We start from the raw sequence: 22990 nt of genomic DNA on the forward strand, positions 1-22990 counted from the left end.
GGTGTTACTCTATTATGTTCCCGTCAGCCATAATTTGAGGGAAGAACAACCTAAAACAGCCATCTTCCCTCGTAGATTATTCCAATATTTTCTTAGCGACGAATGCGAGGTCAGTGATATCAATTTTGCCATCACCATTGACATCTGCGCGCTTGACCTGATTCCAATCCGAACTATCCTTCGTCTTACCATAATGAGCGGCCACGATACTCAAGTCACCGATGCTCACTTTGCCATCTCCGTTGACGTCAGGTGTCCCTGGAATAATGATCGATGATATATCAATCATGATTGAAGCAAGAGCAGCATTCGTTTCATTACCCTCCGCATCACTGATGATCGCCTGTGTCGTTTCAACTTTACCTGAATCCTTCTGCGTAAGTGCCTTCGCACGCATGGTCATCTCGATAACTGCTCCATCTGTGGTGATCGCATGCTCTGCCCCTGTGCTCACTACGAGCAAATGTACCTGTCCAGACACGTTAGTACTTGCCTCGATGATTTTTACATGTTCCAGCTTGGATTGAGCTAGAATGAATTCAAATTTCTCTGCATCATATCGCACGATGATGTCTTGAGCTTGTATCGGTGTTGTAACATGATTTAGACCAACGTTAACGGTAAATTGTTCCTCAGGTTGCACGCCAACCGGTCCGTTTAATGATATACTCACTTGTTCCGGTGTGCCTTCATCTTTGAGACTGTAATGAATGTTATAAACAATCGTCTTCTTGCCATCTTCCGATTTGGCAATTACTTTAGCCGTAGATGGGATATTAACAACCGGTACGATGGTAATACTCGTGTTATCACCGCCCGTTGCCGTAACTTCAGGTATTTCATTACCTTTGCTGATCTGTATGCTAGCTTCATAATTGCCGTTTACTTGTGTAAATTGATTCAATATACTGCTGCCGTCTAACTGAATATCACTAACGACGGGCTCGCTGTTAAGCACAGCTGATTTGTTCAAAATGTTAATCTCCGTAATGGCTAAACTCAGCCCCGCTCGTGCAGTCATATCTACCCTTAAAGCTGAAGTCCTCACGCTATCAAAAGTATAGAGATTCGCTTCCCCCACTGTCGGAGTCGATGGATTACTTTGTAGATTCGTAACATCAATCCAGTTATCCCCGGATTTATATTGAATCTTGAGTGATGCTGGGTACGAGGTTCCGCTGTCTGCGAACCAATGAATTTCCATGTTGTCTACATCGTATTCAACAGGTTCGAAATCACCAAAGGTGATCGATACCCAGTCGCTATTCCGCGGCGTTCTTTGCCAGTTGGTCCAACGGTTTTGCGGCGCATCTCCATAGGAAATCACCCCATCATTAATCGATTCTATTGTGTCTTTGGATGTCGCTTCATTGTTGGTGAAGGAGGCCTCGGCTTTCGGGTACTCATAACCATTTTTGGCTACGCTTATATTTTTCTCCTTACCTGCTTCATCCGTCACTCTAATCGTTGCCTTCGCATTCAATTCAACACCCTCAACTGTACCAATCAGATCAAATATTCCGATAGTATCTAAACGCTCAGATGGGATGTTTGCCCAAGAAACAACCTTTTGTTCCTCTGTACCATCGTTGAAATACACCGTCAACTTTTTCGGTAAGTCAGGCTTTTGTTTAAGCAATACGGCCTTAGTTATATTCTCCACGGCTAGTGCACCCTTTACAGTGATCTTCGCACTGGCCTTGATAGCGGTTCCATCTACGCTACCAAATACCGTGAATTCTCCGTACTTCCCATAGAGTGCAGGGTCAATGGCATCCCATATCACCTTTACGTCCCCAAAGCTTCCATCGTTATAATGGGCAACTACCGTTTTAGGGAGTACAGGTAATACACCCTTATCAACCACCTCAGTAATAGACTCTAATCTATCAATTTCCTTTGCTGCAGCCTCCATTTTCATGTGAATGCTATATTCATTACTAACCATCCCGTTCTCTGAAGTCACCATAATTCTGGATGTACCTGGGAAGGACAGTGCCGGCAGTATAGTAACCGTAGAATGATCGGCTCCTATTGCCTCAATCTTAGGAAGATCACTACCAAACGGGAGCGTAAGCTCATAACTCATCTTCGCAACAGCGAAATCAGATAAAATCTTTCCATTGACGGTAATCCCACTAAGATTAGCTGTCGTCCCCATGATGATCTGATCAGTATGAATTTCTACCTCCGTCAAGGCAACATATTTCCCCGTTTGTGATGGAGTCATGTGAAATTTCAATTTTTCCGTCATTACAGAGTCAAATCTAATCTCGTTTTTCTGCACGACATATGGCGTTGGTTGCGTAAGATTCTGTACGTCTACCCATGCCGTTCCATTCCAATACTGAACCGTTACTGTCCTTGGCACTACGGTACCTGAATCTGTAAACACGAATAAGTCTAAGTTGTTAATCGAGTACGTTGTTCCAAAGTCGACCGTAATGGAATCTCCGCTATCACGAGGAGTTCTAGTCCAATTTGTCCAACGGTTAACTGGCGTCTCTGTATAACTCTTTATCCCATCGTTTATATGATTGAGATTATCTGCTGGATTCGTAAATGTCGCTTCAAGTTTAGGGAAAGAAGATCCCCCATTGCGTAGCATAATATTTACCGATTGGCTTTCGTTCGTAACTCTAATATTTGCCTGTGCTTTAATATCGGTCTCAGTTACGCTACCATGGATGACAAAACTTCCTGCTTCACTCACTTTACCTTCTGGGATTACTTCCCATGTGACTAAAGCATTCTTCTCTGTATTATCACTAAATAGTAAGCTTACTTGAGATGGTAAATTAGGAAGAACACCGACTTTTGTTACTACTGCAATCGGCTTCACCGCAACAACACCCTTAACCGTTACATTGGCTGAAACCTTCTTAGTAATACCTTCCACAGTACCTTCCACGGCAAACTGACCGATTTGAGCATAAAGGGAAGAATTGATCGCAGACCAAGTCACAGTCTTCGTTGCAACCGATGCATCGCTGTAATAGACTTTAACTGATTCAGGTAATACAGGTTCTTTATTCACCTGTGTGATAACATTAACCGGTTCAAATCCAACAACGGTTTGTAGATTTCCTTCACCATTCGCAATAGTGAACACCTTCACCGTGTCTCCTGCTAACCCGGCGGAAGATGCACTCAGCACCATTTCCCCTGTCTGTTTATCTGATTGGATAATTGCCAATGCTTTGCCGCTGAATACCTTCCGCTTATTATCCTTGTATCTTTCAACACTTGCCCCGTCACCATTATCTACACCCACCAACTGACCATTGCCTGATAGTGTGAAATTCACAAGATTGTTAGCCGTAGGTACGATATTTCCTTCACGATCCACCACATCAACCGTTATGAAGGATACATCCTTCCCATCCGCTGTAATCACTTGTCTATCCGCAGTTAATTTCACAGAGGCCGGCTCTCCAGCGGTAACCACCTTATCTCTTGCTATAACTTTGCCTGCTTCATCCTTGGCAATGGCTTCTAACGTACCTGCTTTGAAAGGCACAGCCCACTCAAGATACGTCTTGCCTTCTGTTGTTTCTTTATAAGGAGCTCCCCAAGAAGTGGTTTTGTTCACATAGCTTCGCACTCCAAGTGACGTGCCATTCAGTACTAATTCAACCGTGTGAGCATTCGTATACGCTAAGACTCTAACCGATTCTCCTGCTGTCCAATTCCAATGAGGTAGTAGATGAACCATCGGTTCTTTCTTCCATTGACTCTGATAGTAATAGAAGATATCCTTTGGAAATCCTGCCGTATCCACAGCTCCGAAATAAGAACTCTTAGATGGGAATGCATTGTAGTAAGGAGTAGGCTCTCCTATATAGTCGAAGCCGGTCCATATAAATTGTCCTGCTACATTCTTTAAATCTCTATCTCGTTTCCATGCATCTTCTGCTGTTCTTCCCCAGCCTACATAATCATTGTCGTAAGAAGATTGCTGCATATCCGCATATTTCGTACTTTGATTATAAGAATAAGGATGTGTGTAAACGCCCCTTGATCGTGTTGCGGACGAAGTTTCAGCGCCATAAATCTTCCATTCTGGATTCTGTGTGTGGTATCCAGCATAATTATTCTCACTGTAGTTGAGTCCAACAATATCAACCGCATTAAAAATTTCCTTCACATAGCTGTTAATCGGCGTAACATTAACCTTATCGCCTCTCGTTTTGTCCTCACCAATGGTCGTTGGTCGGGTAGGATCTACCTCTTTTATCCATCGAACTAGATTACGAGCAGTAGTGACTCCGCTAGCCGAGGTCGTATCATATATTTCGTTACCTATAGACCACATAATAATGGATGGTTCATTCTTTCCTCTATCAACCATTTCCTTGATGTCGTGCTCCGCCCATGTGGAGAAGAACCTGCTGTAGTCATATGTTTTTTTCCCTTGATTCCATGCATCAAAGGCTTCCTCAACAACAAGTAATCCTAGATTATTAGCGGCCTCCAGTAGCTCAGGCGAGGCAGGATTATGAGTTACTCTGATGGCATTCACACCCATGTCCTTCATAATTTGCAATTGCCGTTCCACAGCCCTAGCATTCACCGCAGCTCCGAGCGAACCCAAATCATGATGCATCGAGACGCCGTACAGTTTCATATATTGTCCGTTTAAAGAGAATCCATCATTACTGTCAAACTTGAAATACCTTACGCCAAAAGGAGTCTCATACGTATCCACCGTTTGCCCACCCACAATGACTTCGGTGACTACCTTGTATCTGTATGGATTGTCGGTACTCCACAATGTCGGATTATGGATGACCGTGTTGTCTTCGAACATGGTGAGCGTGTTGGCCATTGCCGTTCTGGTCTCCGATTCAACTGTCGAAACAGCTGTTCCATCGGCATTGTATATCGTCGATTTCACTTTTACTTCCGCTGATTTCCCTGATGCATTATTAATCTCAGTCTTCAAGTTCACATCTGCTCTCCCTGCTGTGTAAGCGCTATCCAGATTCGGTGTCGTCACATATGTACCATATCTAGCAACGTGAATGGGATCCGTCACCGTTAGATATACATTTCTATAGATTCCGCTGCCTGAATACCAGCGACTACTAGGCTGCGTGTTATTCACTTTGACAACAAGCACATTTTCTCTGCCGTCTGTATACAACTTGTCAGAAATATCGTATGAAAAAGCATTATAACCATACGGATACGTCCCTAACAATTGACCATTCAGATAAGTCGTGCTGTTCATATACACGCCATCAAAGTCAATCGAAATACTCTTTCCCTTCATCGTTTCGGGAGCCGTAAACGTTTTGCGATACCAGCCGATTCCACCGTCTAAATATCCTCCCTCATGGGTTGCTGGAGAATTCGCATTGAAGTCGAGTTCAATACTCCAGTCATGAGGCAGTGTCAATTGGCGCCATGCGAGATCATCAAATCCCGGAGCTTGAGCTCCTGAAATGCTACCACTTGTTTCTCTTTGAAAACGCCAGTTATCATTAAAATTAATCCTTCTATTTAAGTTGTTGCTAACTACGTCGTTAGTTGGGGATACAATCTTATTCTGGGAGTTCTCCAATTGTTGTGCAGATACCGGATGAACAAAACTTGATAATAGCAATCCTGTAATTAAACACATTCCGACAGTCTTTCGTAACCATTCTTTTTGTCTCATTGGATGAACCTCCAGATTTATGATTCGAGTGAGAGAATGGCTAAGCCACCCTCTGCACTCTTAAGAATCTACTCCACAATTTTACTTGCAACTGCCGCAAGATCTGTAAGGTCAATGATGCCATCTTTGTTAATATCAGCATGCTTGATCTTCGCCCAATCTGGACTTGTCGAATCTTTACCGTAGTTCGCTGCTACAATAGCGAGATCTCCGATGCTCACTCTACCGTCATTATTGATGTCACCTGAGATGCCTACCGCTATCGGTGTCACTTCAATCATCATCTCAGCAGCTGATGCGACTTCTTCTACACCATTGTTATCCGCGAGCGTAACATCAGAAGATGACACCTTCGCTCTTAGCGGTACTGCAACTTCCTTGGCGACAAAGCTTAACTCAACGATTTGCACATTACCTGTTACCGCATGCCCCTCACCCGTACTTGCAATAATCAGCCGTAAATTTCCTGACGTGCTCGACTGCGTCTCTACCAGGCTAACGCCTTCGATTAACGATTTCGCAGAGCCAAAATCCATAGCTGCTTGATCGTAAGTAATCGTGATATCTTGAGCGTAAATATTACGTTTCATATTGCTCAGACCCAATTGGACGGTGAAAGGATTACCCGCTTGCACAAACTTGGGACCAACTAGCGTAGTCAATAATAAAGATTGATCATTTACCGAAGCTACAAATGTATCGAACGCAGTTTGTAGCGTTGTCAACGCAGCGTTCACTTCCGTTTGTACGGCATTTGGATCTTGAGACACTTCTCTTGCTGCAACTATAGCAGCTGCTAACGTTTGCTTAGATCCAGTAGGATACTGTCCTATGTTCGTTCCTTGTATTGCATTGTCATGTACCATTTGTGTTTCAACGACAAGAGAGTCCAGTCCTGTTTTATCCACAAACTGTGATCCGGTTAGATAAAGACCAACTTCAGCTAGATGCACAACGCCTCGCGAGCTAAGAATACGAATACGGAATTGCTGACCAGTCGTAACTTTCGAGAGTAAGACAACCCTCTTGTATCCTATGACCCCGCTAGTAGCGATTTGCTCCCATTCACCATTTGCTTTAAGAACATCAACCGCGAAGGTTTCTACTTGCTGACCATGGCGAATATCCTCCTGAAGCATAATTTTATCCACATTGACTGACTTTCCAAGATCAAAGGTTAGGCTACTAGGCGCCGACGAGGCAGATACCCATGATGTATCGTAGGAGCCATCACTAACGTTATTCGGATTCCCACCTGATGCACCATTCTCTGAGCTTATACTCGCTGAGACCGTCTGATTAACGGCAAAATCACGCTTCATTTCCTGATACCATTCCTTTAATCTGGATACATCAGCATCAGGTAGCTTCCCTTTTTTATCAGGTGGTATGTTTAATAAAAGGACCGAGTTACGCGCAACGGATTGGTAGTAAATATTCTTGAGCTGTGCGACTGATTTCGGCGATTGATTGGCGTGATAGAACCAGCCAGGGCGAATGCTGACGTCAACTTCGGCAGGCCACCATGTCAAATATTTCATCCCGTTAGCAGCTGCACTCGCTAGTGCAATCTCACTTCCAAGATCAGATGAACTATAGGAAGGAAAGTAGGACTGTGTTCCATCGGCATTAGACTTTGCACCAAGTACACTCCACTCATTCTCACGTGCATAGCCGGACTCATTACCAACCCAACGCACATCGTTACCTGAAACGGCGATAACTGCATTTGGTGCAAGATCACGAATGAGAGAATAATAGCTATCCCAATCATAGGTCTCTGATCGGTTGGCCGGAATATTTCCTTGCGAGCCGTCAAACCATACTTCATCGATTTCTCCGTACTCCGTTAAAACTTCATAGAGTTGATTCAGCATGAAGGAACCGTAATCGGTCGCAGGCAAGTTAAATGTCGGCAATGTCTGTTCCCCGGCTCTATCGTCTCCCTCAACAAGCGTTGGTATCGCTCGCTGTTTGCGTGGACTATTATTACCGAAGACGCCTTTAGTGTATTGATTATGATCGGCTGGAGATAGGTACACGCCAATTTTGATTCCGTATTTGCGCATGGAATTCACGAATTCACGAAGAACATCGCCATCCCCATCTTTCCATGTGCTGCTCGCTACACTGAAATCTGTATACCGCGAAGGATACAGCATGAAGCCGTCATGATGCTTCACGGTAAGGATCGCCATCTTAAATCCACTTTCCTTAAGCGAACGCGCCCATTGATCGGTATCTAGAGCGGTTGGTTGGAACATGTTCGGGTCTTCGTTAAAACTACCCCATTCAGCATCATAATAGGTGTTAATTCCATAGTGTAGGAATGCCGTCTGCTCATACTGCTGCCAAGTCACTTGTCGTGGATCTGGACGGACGAGAGATGCTTTGGCTGAGAGTGCAGCAGAACACTCGTTAGCAGTAATAGCGATCTGATGACCAGCCTCCAGATCATCCGGAAGTCTACATGGATTTCCAGACAAGCCTAGTAGATTGCTTCTAAAATCACCTGTTACTTTACCTAAAGCAACACCATACACCTCACCTGCGAGATTCACGCTCGCAGTTCCTGCGGCATCTCCTGCATAAATAACGGAGTTGCGGGTCGCACTTGGAAGTGCATTCAACGTGATCGTGTTACCCAACTGTTCTTGGCCCCACCATAGCTTTATCGCAGCTGTACCGTTCCCTAAGTCGTCGTATATAAGTGACATTTGGATGGAATCTCCTGTAAGTTTCCCTGTTAGATCGATTGTTGCAGTGACTGCATTACCAACCACCACTTCAACGGACTCTCCTGTAGTCCGACGTAATTTCACAGCGCCTGCCAAATCGATTAATATCGCACTCGGTTTGATCGCAGAAGGTGCAGTAGCTATTTCTGCTACATAATCTCCTGCAAGAACGCCATTCTGTAGTAGTGATGTATTCGGAGTGAACGTAATGCGAGAGTTATTCCCACTCATACTTAAACGCCCAAGTCCAGAAATTTGCCCGCCTTGTACCTCAAGATTACCGACAGCCAGTTCACCTGTAGATTTTGTGTACATATTGTCCTTCAACGTACCAAGCCCTTGCACCATTAGACTTCGTTCTACCGAATTTAACTCCATGCTCTTCAGCATCGAAGAATTAAATTCTCCCTCGAAATTGGTCACAACTGATCTCGATATGGAACCTTTGAAGCCACGAGTGAGCGCGGATGTATGAACTTCATTACCAAAACCAAATTTACTATTACTACTGCTACTAATCGCAGCGCGTCCATTGCTCGAAACCGCTGGACTTAGCTCTACGCCATCGAGGAAAGCCCGCATTATTGCACCGGTTGTAGTCGGAGCATACGCGACAGCAATCGTATGCTCCTTGTTAACCTCAGGTGCTGCAACAGTTCCCTTATACTCTGTCCATACGTTGTTGTTATTCACTGCGAATCCATATTCTACTGTGGTTGCCGACTGATATCGCACATACATGTTACCCAGGACACCGATCAACGTACCTAACGTGTTTTGAGACGCTTGTGGCTTAAACTTTGCTTCAATGATAAGAGATTTATCAAGGGTAGTAGTTCCGAACGAATTAGGAGACTCAAATTGAATCCCGTTGCTACCTCCTGTTAGGGAGACTCCCTCCCCGAAAATAAGTTGTTCGGTTCCTGTACGCCGACTTACATCGCCATACATTATTTCTCCAGTTGCTGAGGTATAGCCCAGTTCAGTAGAGAAAGCTCCACCATATCCGATATCAAGTAGAGAGTTGCTGTTTGTTGCTGCTACAGATACAGATGACGATACTGGGAAACACACAAATACCAACGCGATAGTTACCAAAATGAATAATGCCCGATTCTTCATAATCGTTTCCTCCTAGAACCCACAGTTCGAAAAAATTATTGAAGTATTTTTTGAGCAATAGATGCAAGATCTGTTATATCAATTCGACCGTCGCTATTTACGTCAGCGAATTTCACTTTCTCCCAATCTGGACTTGTTGAATCTTTACCGTAATTCGCTGCCACAATAGCGAGATCTCCGATACTCACTCTACCGTCATTATTGATATCTCCTGGGATGCCTACTGTACCAGGTGTCACTTCAACACTAAGCGACGACGGTGCTGCTTGTGTTTCCGATCCATTCTCATCTCCGAACTCTGCTATCGTAACTTTGATTGTTCCAGTTATAGCTTCAGTTACTTCCTTCGCCTTAAAGCTAAGGCCAAGTACATCAGCATTTCCCGTCACAGCATGACCGCTACCTGCGCTTGCAATAAGGAAACGAAGGCTGCCCGGTACGTTCTTGACCGTTTCAATCAAGTTGACTCCATCAATTAATGAATTAGCTGTAGTAAAATCAGCGACAGCGTGATCGTAAGTGACAGTGATATCCTGAGCGTAAACACTCTGTGTCACATTACGTAAGCCTAATTGCACATCGAATGCTTGCCCGGAAGCAACTTGACTTGCTCCTGTTAAACTTGTTGCAGCACCTTGCACTGCCGCTGTTCCTGATACTACTTGAGTATGAAGTTTGCTCGTGTCCGCTTGTGTTGAGAACTCATTCCCAGAAACACCGTAAGCTTTAAGATTTGTGCTAAATGCTACATCTAATGGGTACGTGCCTGAAGCTATCTCCGGGAATGCCGTCTCAAAGATGAACTCTGTACCCGAAGCATTTTGGCTAACCAATTGGAAGACAACCTCTGTAGTACCAATTGTCCCTTTCAAACTTCTATCACCGCTTAACATCATGTAGCTGTCGAATACCGTTTTGATCCGTAACTTATCATTCGCTTTATATCCATCCGGCTTAGAATCAGCCAACGCGATTGAGTTTAGGTTAGGTACAGAACTGTCAGTTTGACGCTGCCATTTGAGATACTTCGTATTAAATTTAATGAAGCTCATCTCTGCGCTTCCGGTCCCTTCATAGAATAGACCTATATCTCCATTGGATAGATTAGATAGACTTGAGTATGCATAAGTGCCTTCTTTGACCAATTGCGAGTATTTCCAATCAAATGTGTATTTCGTTCTACCATTCGAGTAAGTTCCATTTTCTTGGATCAGACCTACTTTTACTGTACCGTTTATTCTGCTTGAAGAGACTCCAGGGCTTGCGAATATGACCGCTTCTTTACCATCGATCTGTCCGTTATATCGAATCGCTGTCATCTGACAGTAAGCCGCAATCAATCCTTTCTCAGTTACAACCTCTGAATCCCACGTTTGCCCACCATCAAAGCTTGTAGCGATTTGGGCATATCCCGAATAATTTCTCATGAATAGCTTGAGCTGACCATCTGGCATTTCCAATACTTGTGATTCTGTAAGCTCATTGCCTGTAGATGTTCTTTCATTCATGGTTACACCATTTACTATGCGTCCTTCGTTTGGTGATTCGCCACGATGCCAGGTAGCTCCATGATCATCGCTATAGATGACTGCACTATTTTGCGAGCCGTTCTCGTTGGTGAAATATACAGGATAAACAAGTCTTCCAGCATGAGACCCCTGAATCATCTGTATCCCCGTACCCGGACCTGCACCTAGAAATGCCATCCACTCTTCCTTGAGAAGTCCATTCAAATCCGTTGGCCCTTCCCAAGTTAACCCTTCATCATCGCTGTGCCACAGCTCAAGATAAGAAGTCATATGTGCCTTTAAAGGTGAATTACTAAGGAAAATATTGCTGATCTGTACGTTGTTGTTGAACAGATTTCTTAATTTATCCACCTTGTATGTTGTTTTTACGTTTAAGTCGTCATACACTTCGCCATTCTCTCTGATCGTGTACTCTTTTTTATTTGCATCAAATAGAACCATATATCTCTTCCCATTGACTGTTTTGAAGCCGCTGCCTTTTACCGAAGTCGGGAACCCTCCACCATCTGGAAAACCAAGTACTAAAGAGAAAATTCTATTTGTCTCCCGATCTTCCAATAACGCTTGGTCAATATTCGATGCATTACCTGGATAGTTATTAATGAGAACACCATTCGTCTCCCACGTCTGTCCCTGATCCAAGCTTCTTCTTACCAACATATCAATATTCGCTGGGGAATCTCCCCCATGATTAATACGCTTATCTATACCTGCTATTAACGTTCCCGCTTCTGTGTACAACAACGCAGGAATACGGTAAGCATTAGATCCGTATAGACCGGGATAAAATACCGAAGTAGGTTGAGTAATTACGGCACCTTCCGGCAATGGATTTTGTATAGGCTGTTTTTGGGTTACTCCAGTTATGGAGATGAGATCCTGATCTGCTAGTGGACGTCCATATACCTCAGCAAAGTCGATATCACCATTAAATAAGTATTCATTTCCAGACGATCTATCCGTACGTCCTAACTCAGCAGTATTAGGAGCATAAATATTACTTAGAAATTTTCTTGCAGATGTTGTATCTGTTTTCACCAATTTCCCATCAAGAAAGTATTTATATCCTTGAGATTGGTCTACAACCATCGCAAGAGTATGAACTTCATTCGCCTTAACCGTAATGTCGGTTTTAACATGTGTATTGACACTTGTCTCCCCGGCCTTCTCATAACGGTTCTCACTGCCAATAGCTGATGGGCTGATGTACAGTTGGAAGTGTCCATTAGCCACAGTGTTATTACTAAGGGAGAATAAAGACATAATTGTAGTCCCCGTATATCGGAACCTAGCGATAATCGTCCCTTCATTTAATGCTTTTAACGCATCCATTTTATCGTTCAGATTCGTATAGTTAGCATTGTGAATTTGTTGATTATCAACTCTAAATACTAAACTTGGGTCCGTTTCTACCTGTACTTCCGGATTTGCATTCGTTGTCGTTGGAAAAATGATTATGAACATAATAATAGCTAGAAATAATGACGTTATTTTCCTCAATGAAATCTCTCCTTTGTTATTCAATGATTTTCTTAGCCACACGAGATAAGTCACCAATATCAATTGTGCCGCTACTATCGAGATCCATATGTTTGATTTTATTCCAATCTGGACTTGTGGAATCTTTGCCGTAATTAGCTGCAATCATAGCTAGGTCACCGATGCTGACTTTACCATCACCATTGATATCGCCTTGAATTCCTTGGTCTTTAGCTGTCACCTCAATGTTGATTGATAATGGTGTAACATCTGATTCCACGCCATTCTCATCGGCAATCGTCACAGGTGAAGCTTCTATCTTACCTATAGCTGGCGCAGAAAGTACCTTTGCCTTAAAACTAAGCTCTACAATTTGCGCGTCGCCTTTAAGAGCGTTACCTGCCCCTTCACTAGCCAAGAGCAACCGCAGTTTTCCCGGTGAAACGGTATTAGTATCGATCAGATTCACCCCATCGATCAACGATCGAGCAGACACAAAATCCATAATAGATGAATCAAAGTTAATGATGATATCTTGAGCGAATACATTGTTTGTCATATCGGTAATACCAAAACCTACAACGAAATCTTCTCCTGTCATCACACTACTCTTGGCGGTCAATTGAACCTGAGGCGAAGAGACCGCTTGCTCTACATGAAATACCGTAATCTCAGCTGCAGAAGCAAACTCACCTACACCCTCGGTCGCTTCTAGCTTGATATAGCCCGCTTTGATTGGGGTGAAATTAGCTTCTTTTAACAGTTTATTACGTGCCCATGATCCGCTCGTCACTTTCGTAAATGTTAGACCATCGACACTTGTGTACACGTTGTATTGGGTAATCGTCCCATTGCCCTCATCTGGTCGAGGTAAGTAACCAAGCTTGCTAATTTCGTACGTCCCACCCAGATTTACAATGATTGACTGTGGAAGTGGGTCAACGTTGAACCATTTTGTATGCCAATGCGTGTCAGGATCGCCGTCAAGTGCGAACTTTGGATCGTTACTTCCCGCTTGTGAACTTGTTGCCGAAGCACTCATCTGGCTTTGTGGGATTTCCACAATATTCGTTTGTCCCAATACAGTCACTTCACTTGTTGCTGTAAATTCACCGATCACTGTAGTAACTGTTATCGTTGTCGTTCCCTGCCCCTTCGGTGTAACCATACCGCTACTATTCACGCTTGCTACCGCAGGATTGCTACTCTTCCAAGTGAGAGTTTTATCCGTTGCATTCTCAGGCTCCACGGTTGCTATCAGCGTAACCGGCTGATCGAATACATTCAGTGTAAGTGTTGACTGATTCAATGTAACTCCTGTAGGCTTCTGTACCTCATTTAACGGAATACCAAATAATTTGAATTCTCGGATACTCGCCTTAGTGTTAGTATCTGGAAGTCCAGTTACCGTAATTCTTGCGTATCTACCACGGCTACCGAAATTATTGGTTAGAACAGCTCCAATGTCCGAATTGTTTGAGCGGTCTACGACTGTAATCCAATTCGAGCTGGCATTCTCACGAACTTCGATTTTGTATTTATACAATTTATCGCTGTGCTCAAATGAAACATCCGATGATTGAATCGAATACATACTACCTAGATCTACGTTCCAAGCATAATTCAGACTAGCATCGGCTGCTGACCAACGCGTGGCCGGATTTCCATCATTCGCGCCAGATGCCGGATATGCTGAATCCACACTATCTGCCGTTGCAGTCTTACCTTCTGATATAAGCTTCATTACTGGAGCTTCCTCTGGAGCATTATATACATCTATTTCCGCCGCCGATGCGAATCCTCCGAGGGCAACTACTGCTTCCAACTTCACATATCGAGCTGAAATAGCATCGAATACGACGTATTTCTTCAGATTATTTCTAACCCATGTTCCATTGGACACTTTCGTATAAGTCTGACCGTCTGTACTTACATATAAGTTATACGATGTAATCGTCCCATTACCCGCATCTGTACGTGGCGCATATCGGAATTGATTGATCTTATGAGCACTACCTAAATCAACAATAATCGATTGCGGCAATTTATCAGACCCATCCCATTTGGTATGCCAAGTGGAGCTGATATCTCCATCTATCGCTTTAGAGGCTTCAGCCCCTGATTGAAAGCTAACAGCTGTCGCTTTCATCTCCTTCTTTGGAATAGGTGTTGGCGCTGGCTTCGTTAGATCACGGTAAATATTAACTTCCGCAGCTGAAGCAAATCCGCCTTCACCATCAATCGCTTCCAATCGAATATAAGCAGCTTCAACTGTATCGAATGTGGCTGTTTTCTCCGATTTATTTGCATTCCAGTTCCCGTTCGTCACCATGTCGTACTTGATGCCATCTAAGCTGACATACACGTTATATCCTGTGATGTTACCGTTCGTACCACCGTACTGTCGTGGTAAGTATTTAAGCTTATTCACATATTGTTTGATCCCCAGATTCAATGTAATTGATTGAGGAAGAGCAGCACTTCCATTTAATGAAGTACTCCAAATGGTTTCAAAGTTGCCATCCAGCATATTAGTTGCTGGAGTAGAAGCGTCAGCATTCGTAACTGTCGCAACCATATCCTCTTGTGGAATCCGGCTTGGATCCGTATCCACCTCAGGTAATTCAATCTGAGTAGCATCGAGAAGAGGTGTTGTATCTGCTGTAAAGCCAGATACTGTTAATTCAAAGCTTGTATTTGTCGATAGATCCGGAGTCTTTATATAGACAATGCCTCCCTTGTCTGCTGTATCATAGAACCATCCGCTAACTGCTTCATCCCATGCCTTCTTCGTCGCTAACTCTGTGTATGGAGACGCATCAATAGCAACTGCTGAAGGCTTATTAGGCATATGAATCATAAATTGATTCGTACGAGATTCAAGCTTTCCTGTGTAATCGCCGACGCTCGCACCCACTTGAACGACTAGATTACCCGTTCCTTGTTCCGGGGCAATCGACGTAATCAACGTTTCCGCATACTTTCCATCGCGATGTTCTTTCGTTACCCCATCATCTTCATACATCGTGAAGCTTGACTTCTTATAAGGATAAATATCATAAGTAATTGGATTCGGCGGTACTTCACCGTCATATAGCGATTCTGGATACATTGGAATAATGGCTCCTGCTTTGACAAGCAGTGGAAGACGACCTAGTGGAGCTTCATATTCATCTAGCATTTTAGATCCGTAATGTTCTTTCCCTGTCCAGTAATCAATCCACTTTCCTTTAGGAAGATAAATGCCGTTTCTCGTTGTGCTATCGATATATACTGGTGCTACAAGGAATGATTCACCAGACATAAATTGATATTGCGTTAACGTCCCTTTGGAATTCGGATCATTCGGATATTCATAAATCATCCCTCTAACTAAAGGCGCCCCTGATTCGTTCGTCTCATTCAAATAGGTGTAGAAATAAGGGGTCAATTGTTGTCTTAATTTCAAAATATCACGATTGTGGCTAGTATACGGCTCCCCCCATACCCAAGGCTGTTTATCCTTTGCAGCCCAACCGGAGATACTCATCAAGATCGGGGTAAATGCCTTCCACTGTAGGTCACGTACATACGTTTTGGCGCTTCCACCAAATATACCGTCAATATCACCTGTCGAATAAGGCATCCCTGAAAGCCCCGCACCGATCATCGAAGGAATATGGAATCGAATATACTCCCAATTTCCATATTGATCCCCTGACCATACGGCGGAATACCGCTGCGTACCTGCCCAACCTCCAACGGACCAGACATACCCTCTACTATCCGAGTTATTCTCAATCCCTTGATAGGCTTGCTTACTACCATTTAAAGCGAAATCATATCCTGGTCCTACCCACGCTACATCAAGTTTGGCAAGTCTAGTACCATCAACGCCAACCTCTTGGGCAATATGCTCAACACCATTCTGAGTCCATAATCCCGTGTGGAAACCTAATTTATCCAGACCATCAACTGTTGTACCTAAATTCGAATAGCCACATCCATAACCATCATTCGGAAGTATCCAAGATCCCGGCATATCATGATCGCGATAGGCTTTACCAATCAGGTCGATAACGTCCGTTGTTGTACTAGGTGCTTTGTTATAGCAATTCGCATCCCCTAGTCCCATACCCCATCTTGGAATTAATGTTGGTTTCCCCGTAAGATCGGTATATCCTTTCAGAATATCCTTCATCGTTTCACCGTAAAAATAATACGCATCAAATCGATTTTCATTGTGAGTCAAATTGACCGTACTATCGAAATCGTAAGTACCATTTTGAAATGTATTACGAAGTACCCCATAACCGGCAGTACTTATATAAAAAGGGGAAGGATTCGATACCGTGCCGCTACCCCAATCGCCATAATTGGTACCGATCGTAATTTTGCGATCACGATGATTAAAGAAACCATTCTGCATCCCACCGCCATAGTAATATTCGTCCTCACCCCGTACGATCTTCTGAGTTGTAGCTGTGCCATTATAAGATAAGCTAGCTGCTTCTTCCCACACGACAGTCTTATTATCCTTCTTATACATTGCGAATTTCATGGGACTCTTGTAAGCACGCAATATAAATTTCCCAGTCTCCATCTTGTAATAAGAACCTTCATCAGACCAAGATACATCTACGGGTCCGAAGCTATCACTTACCACAATAGGTTCAGCTGGCTGTGCAGAAGTTTTTCCTGCTAAGCTAGTAAATTGACCTCCGACACCGAGCCATATACGTACCATATCCGCTTTGTTAAAGATGACTTTGACCTTATCGTTACCCGTCGTAATCAAAAAGGTCTTATCATCACTTTTCTCAAATTTCGTAATATCTCCCACCGCAGCCGCTTTAACTTGATCTGGACTAACTATGAACATGATGATTGCCACTAACATCATACAAGTTAACGAAATACTCCAGCGGTATTTAGACATACACCAATCCCCTTTATAAATGATTTGTTGAATATTGAAAAACAAGATGCATGTTGTAAATTGCTACATCACACATCTTGAGTTGACAGTATTAGACTTACTTTATCTACTCCAGTATTTTTCTTGCGATGAATGCAAGATCGATAATATCTACTTTATTATCCTTGTTGACATCTGCCTTTTTATATTGATCCCAATCCATATCTCCCAACTTTTTGCCATATGCTACAGCGACTTTAGCAAGATCTCCAATTGAGATTTTTCCATCTCCATTAAGATCAGCTGATGGTTCTGACGGTTCTTGGTTCGCTGAAGCGTTGAATGTATGAAGTGCAACATTCAATTCGGTAAATGCTTGATCTACCTGCTCCTGGGTAGCGTTAGAATCATTAACTACGATTTGCGCTTTATCAATTGCTGCTTGAAGTATAGCTTTACTTCCCAATGGATATTGACCAACCTCAGTACCTTCCACAGCAACACTATACTTTTCTTGCGCATTTGTGATTAATTGAATTAACGAAGCTTTATCTATGCTGTCAATAATTTGAATGATTTGAATGTCATGCGAAGTACCATCAAGCTTCGTTTCCACTCCAAGACCATTAGCGATGATCACATTAGAGAGCGAAATCGTTGCCGTTGCGGATACTTCTGCTGCTTTAGCTTTAAAACGTAGTTTCAAAATATCTCCGGATACCTTATTCCCTTGCGTATTAGCAAGAATCAATCGAACCTTGCCTAAGGTATTAACAGTATCGATTATTTGGTTATCACCATCCGCCTTATCTGCGGAGACAAACTCTAGTTGATTCGAATCGTACGTAAAGGTCAGATCCTGACCATAAGCTTCATGCGTCAAATCGCCTAAGCTATACGTCAATTCGAATTCCTCTCCCGAATTCACTTCCAAAAGCCCAGAAATATGAAGACCCTCTATCGTTTCCTCTACTTCACCTTTCACAAGCCTAGCATCGGCCCAATCTCCATGGTCTTCCGAATTCCCATCGCCATTATCGTTAACAACGAGCCTTAATTTATGAACACCTGTAACGTCCAAATTAATCTCTTTAGCCACTGTCGTAGATTTCATCATCCCGCTGTCATACGCTTTAACTCCATCAAGGAATACCTGGAATACGATCGTATTACGGTCAGCGGTTGTGCTAGTAACCTCCTGATCAACACCTACTGTTGCTAGAAAAGTTTCGAAATTCTGCTCTGTAAGATCATATATAATTTCTGAGTTGGCATGTGTACCGAGACCTTTCCCGTAGGTTACTGCTCCGTCTGGTCCACGCAAGATAATCGATTTGCTTTCTATACTCTTATCCTTCTGTACGTTCAACCAACCGGTTGTTGCACTCACCCATTCCATATCGCTCAAGTAATTATCTACGACTTGGAATTGAATTTCGTAGGTTTTAGAGACAAGTCCGTCAGCAGAGGATACTTTAATGATTGTTTTACCAGATAGATCAGCAGCAGGTGTTATTTGAACAGTTACAGTCTCACTTGTCGGTACTACTGTAACTGTCGGTACCTTATTGCTTCCACGTTTCACATTGTACGTATAACTCAGTTTCTCTGGATCAAATTTATCCAATGGTTCTCCGTTCACTTTAATGGATTGCACAAGCTGAACAGTCGAAACCGCTTTGCTTAGACTCATTAGATCAGTCGTATTAGCTGGAATTGGTCTAAGTGTATAGCTGTAGCTGTAGTCCTTATTTGAATACAGCATATATGGAGCATGAGGTGTTGCCCCCCAACTATTGTCACCCCCTACACCCATTTGCTTATAATTAAGTCGTAGCGTAATATCGTCGCGATAGTTCAATTCGTAAGGGTGTCTAGGACCATCCAAGTCATCCGGTGTGTAATGTAAGGCATTGGCTTCCATCGTCGGTGCACCGATTGCCATTAATCCTGCTCCATCTTCGTTCGTCAGGGCTACCCAGCGAACATCCGTTTTATTACCTGTTTCTGAAGGTTCGATATACGAGAAGAATTGATCATCCACAGTGCTGCTGTAATGCCCTACGTCTGATCCACTCTTGCGGTCCTGATAGTTTTCAAGTGGTCCACGTCCATACCAGTCTATGTTTTCGAACTGTTGAGGGATGGTCATAATATTTCCTACCTCTGGAATTTCAGGAAGATTTCCTGCTCCTGGCTTCATTTCATTGGCTACCTTAATATCGCCATTTCCAAAGATCGTGTACGACGTTTTAAAGGTAGAAGCTGTTGTTGTCGGCAATAGGCCTTCTACATCGATGCGTAGGACCTTTTTGCCAATCTTCGAAACGTTGACACTGGTAATACTTCTGTTCTTACCGGCATTCTTCCATGTCGCCGTTCTAGAACCATGTCCGTTTCCTTTATCATTATCGTTCGGTGCTCTCCAGAAATGAGGAGCAGGACCTTCTTCAATCAGGTCAACACCATCATAGCTGAAAGAATCAATAGTTCCTGTTGTTTTGTTAAAGATAAGATCCATATCATCAGTGGTTACCGTTACCTGCGTATCCTGTTCTTCCACAACCAATTCTGGCATCGTGGCGAGATCTTCAGCCAAGGGTGAGCCAGCCTCGATCGGAAGCTGAAATTGCTGCTTCGCGATTTCATGTCCTACCTTTGCCCACGACGTGTCTGACTTAAGCTGGAAACTGATGTTTAGCCAATACTCTACTCCCGGTTCTGCATCCGGCAAGGTGTATGGCAGTATCACTTGCTTTGTAGTCAACCCGTCAATATTCAAATGTGCAGGCTCGATCGTGCCTTGCTGGATAACGTCGTTATCCGCTTTCAGCTCCCAGGTTGCCTCGTATTCATTCACATTCGTAAATAAAAATTCGTTCTGGATCTCAACCTTTCCTTTTGCAAGATCTACCGCTTTGACATGGATGTCTTGGTAAACTTGCTTAACCTCCCATAGTTCAGGCTGTACAGTGCGGTCTGCCGAGACCAGTCCATTAGCCATAAAGTTTCCGTCATTTGGTGAATCACCAAAATCTCCACCGTAAGCAAAGTACTCTTGCGATTCAAGCACTTCCGACCGAGCGTCAACCGTGTTGAAATCCATCCACAATACTGCGTTATCGTCCTTAGTGCGAGTAGTATCGTTGAGCTCTGTCAAAGTTAAGCTCCGATTGTATATACGAACTTTATCGAAGCTCATATTAGAGGTTCGACCTAGCTGTGTATCCTTTCCAATAGCCATCTGATAAGAATTGGCAGTAATAGCTCCCGTTACAGCTTTTGTCGCAACGAATTGACCATCGAGGTACAACTTCAATTCCGTTCCATTATAGGTACCGGCAACATGATGCCAGTTATTGAGCCAATTTGCTGGTAAATCAGCGATAGCAGAGTTCCATGTTCCATTACGGTAGATGAAAACCTCCAATTTGTTCGTACCATTCATCTTTAATGAGAACTGTGAATCTCCCTTAGTGATGATTGGGCTATTCGCAACGTTCGATAAAGGCTTCACCCAAGCTTCCAGTGTTAAGGAGCCTGTGAGATTGAATTTCGAATCATTGGGTAACATAACGCTTGGGGATGTCGTATTCTTCGGCTGAAGTACGCCCATCACATCGCCGTCTGCTCCGACAACTTCCCCTGTATATTCCGCTTCAAAAGAATGATTCGTATCCGTTAAATATGTTCTTTCAGAAGGTGTTTGTGTACGAACCGCCTGATCCACCCAGTCCCAAATATAGGCACCCTGCAAATTCGGGTATTTACGAATTACATCCCAGTATTCCTGCAGATTACCTACGCTGTTACCCATGGCATGCGCATATTCGCACAGAATATATGGTCTTGGGTCGCTACTCTTCGCATAGGTCTCCACGGTCGATACACCTGCGTACATATTGCTGACCATGTCTGTTACACGGATATCATTATATCCCTCGTAATGAATAGGTCGTGTAGGATCAAGACTGCGGATATATTCCGATTGAGCAATAAAATTTGACCCCTGTCCCGATTCATTTCCTAAGGACCAAATAAGAACAGAAGGATGATTTTTATCCCTTTCTACCAAGCTCGCCGAGCGATCCTTGACGTTTTCCAACCACTCTGCTTTATTCGTAGGCACTGACCCCCACACGCCGTGAGTTTCAAGATTCACCTCATTCATGATGTACATCCCATATTTATTAGCCAGGTCATACCAGAAAGGATGATTTGGATAATGCGAAGTTCGTACTGAATTAATATTGAACTGCTTCATCAATTCAATATCTTGAACCATGAGTTCTATATCTAATGTGCGACCGGTATCTGGGCTTGTTTCATGACGATTTACACCCTTGAGTAGGATCGGCTTGCCATTCAACTTCATTTGCTGTTTATTAGTGCCATCTGACATAAGTTCAATATCGAACTCGCGGAAACCAACTCGTGTTCCTGCTGCTTCGATTACGCTACCACTTGCATCCTTCAGACTGAACACGAGTGTATACAGATTCGGGTCCTCCGCTGACCATTTCAGCGGATTCGTGACGAGCTTGGAGCTACTTACTTCAACCTCGGCATTGCCGTTAGAATTGACAGTCATTATTACTGGCTGTGCAAATACCTTTTGCTCATTCGCATCATAGAGCATAGCTTCTACCGTATGAGTACCTGGATCTGCATCTGTTACATAACTGTTGACATCAACACTCAGATTCAACTCCGCATCCTTATATTCGGAATCTAAATCTGTTACCACAGTGAAATCGCGAATATGAACCGGAGGTGTATTGACCAGGTATACATCGCGAATAATGCCACTTAGTCTCAGGAAATCTTGATCCTCCAGCCAACTGCCATCTGACCAACGGTACACCTCAACAGCAAGTGTATTCTCGCCTGCCTTTAAATAAGGAGTAATATTAAAGTCTTTAGCCGTAAAGCTATCCTCGCTATATCCGACTTTCTGACCATTTACCCAAACGTAGAATGCACTTTCTACACCTTGGAAGGAAATGAATGTTTGGCGTCCATCCCAATTCTCTGGAATTGTAAAGGTCCGTTTGTATGAACCCACTGGATTATATTGTGTTGGAGCAATGGGTGGCTGTACATTTGTACTGTTGCCGTTGCCCCAGAATGGATAGGTTACGTTGGTATAAATAGGAAAGTCATAACCCTGCAACTGCCAATCTCCCGGAACCTTTATTTCCTCCCAGGCACTCGTATTATACGAGTCCTTATAGAAATCAACTGGACGTGCTGCAGGATTGTTTGCGTAATTAAATTTCCATTGTCCATTTAACGATTGGTAATTAGACGAAGGGTTTTCCAGCATCGCTGATATCATATCTGCGCCTTTTAGTGCAGAAGCTGCGTCCCTGTAGGGAATAAAGGATGCATGCGCCTCTTCTCTATTTACCTGAAAGATATCAGGATTGTTGTTCCACTCTGGATATCCATTAGTAGGTGCCGCAAGTGAAACAGTCTCTAAGAAGCTTGCCGAAACTATTAACAGTGTTAGAAGAGATACTAAAATGCGTTTACTTGTTGTAGTGACTTTCATGTTAACCCT

Annotated in this window: 5 protein-coding genes; all 5 read right to left on the reverse strand. The window is 43.4% G+C overall.

Annotated features, from left to right (window positions below; genetic code table 11):
* Nucleotides 1-76: 76 nt before the first annotated feature.
* Nucleotides 77-5662 (reverse strand): Ig-like domain-containing protein, encoded by a 5586-nt coding sequence (locus tag PBAT_RS09305; RefSeq protein WP_068648805.1) that lies wholly within the window; start codon nucleotides 5660-5662, stop codon nucleotides 77-79.
* A 68-nt stretch (nucleotides 5663-5730) separates the two neighbouring features.
* Nucleotides 5731-9522, reverse strand: coding sequence for an alpha-L-fucosidase (locus PBAT_RS09310; protein ID WP_068648807.1), 3792 nt, complete (start codon nucleotides 9520-9522; stop codon nucleotides 5731-5733).
* Nucleotides 9523-9557: 35 nt separating this feature from the next.
* Nucleotides 9558-12551, reverse strand: a complete 2994-nt coding sequence (locus PBAT_RS09315) for a sialidase domain-containing protein (RefSeq protein ID WP_068648809.1) — start codon at nucleotides 12549-12551, stop codon at nucleotides 9558-9560.
* Between the two features lie 16 nt (nucleotides 12552-12567).
* Entirely contained in the window at nucleotides 12568-17448 is a 4881-nt protein-coding gene (locus PBAT_RS09320) for a discoidin domain-containing protein (RefSeq protein ID WP_068648811.1), read from the reverse strand.
* 106 nt (nucleotides 17449-17554) lie between these two features.
* On the reverse strand, nucleotides 17555-22981 hold the full coding sequence (locus PBAT_RS09325) for a glycoside hydrolase family 2 TIM barrel-domain containing protein (protein WP_068648813.1): 5427 nt from the start codon (nucleotides 22979-22981) through the stop codon (nucleotides 17555-17557).
* Nucleotides 22982-22990: the final 9 nt, after the last annotated feature.

It is taken from the genome of Paenibacillus antarcticus, assembly GCF_001637225.1.
Classification (GTDB): domain Bacteria; phylum Bacillota; class Bacilli; order Paenibacillales; family Paenibacillaceae; genus Paenibacillus_AQ; species Paenibacillus_AQ antarcticus.

What these genes read in the sequence shown, in the direction of transcription:
- PBAT_RS09320 (WP_068648811.1), bottom strand. Translation starts at nt 17,448, where the DNA reads ATGTCTAAATACCGCTGGAGTATTTCGTTAACTTGTATGATGTTAGTG.
- PBAT_RS09305 (WP_068648805.1), bottom strand. Translation starts at nt 5,662, where the DNA reads ATGAGACAAAAAGAATGGTTACGAAAGACTGTCGGAATGTGTTTAATT.
- PBAT_RS09310 (WP_068648807.1), bottom strand. Translation starts at nt 9,522, where the DNA reads ATGAAGAATCGGGCATTATTCATTTTGGTAACTATCGCGTTGGTATTT.
- PBAT_RS09325 (WP_068648813.1), bottom strand. Translation starts at nt 22,981, where the DNA reads ATGAAAGTCACTACAACAAGTAAACGCATTTTAGTATCTCTTCTAACA.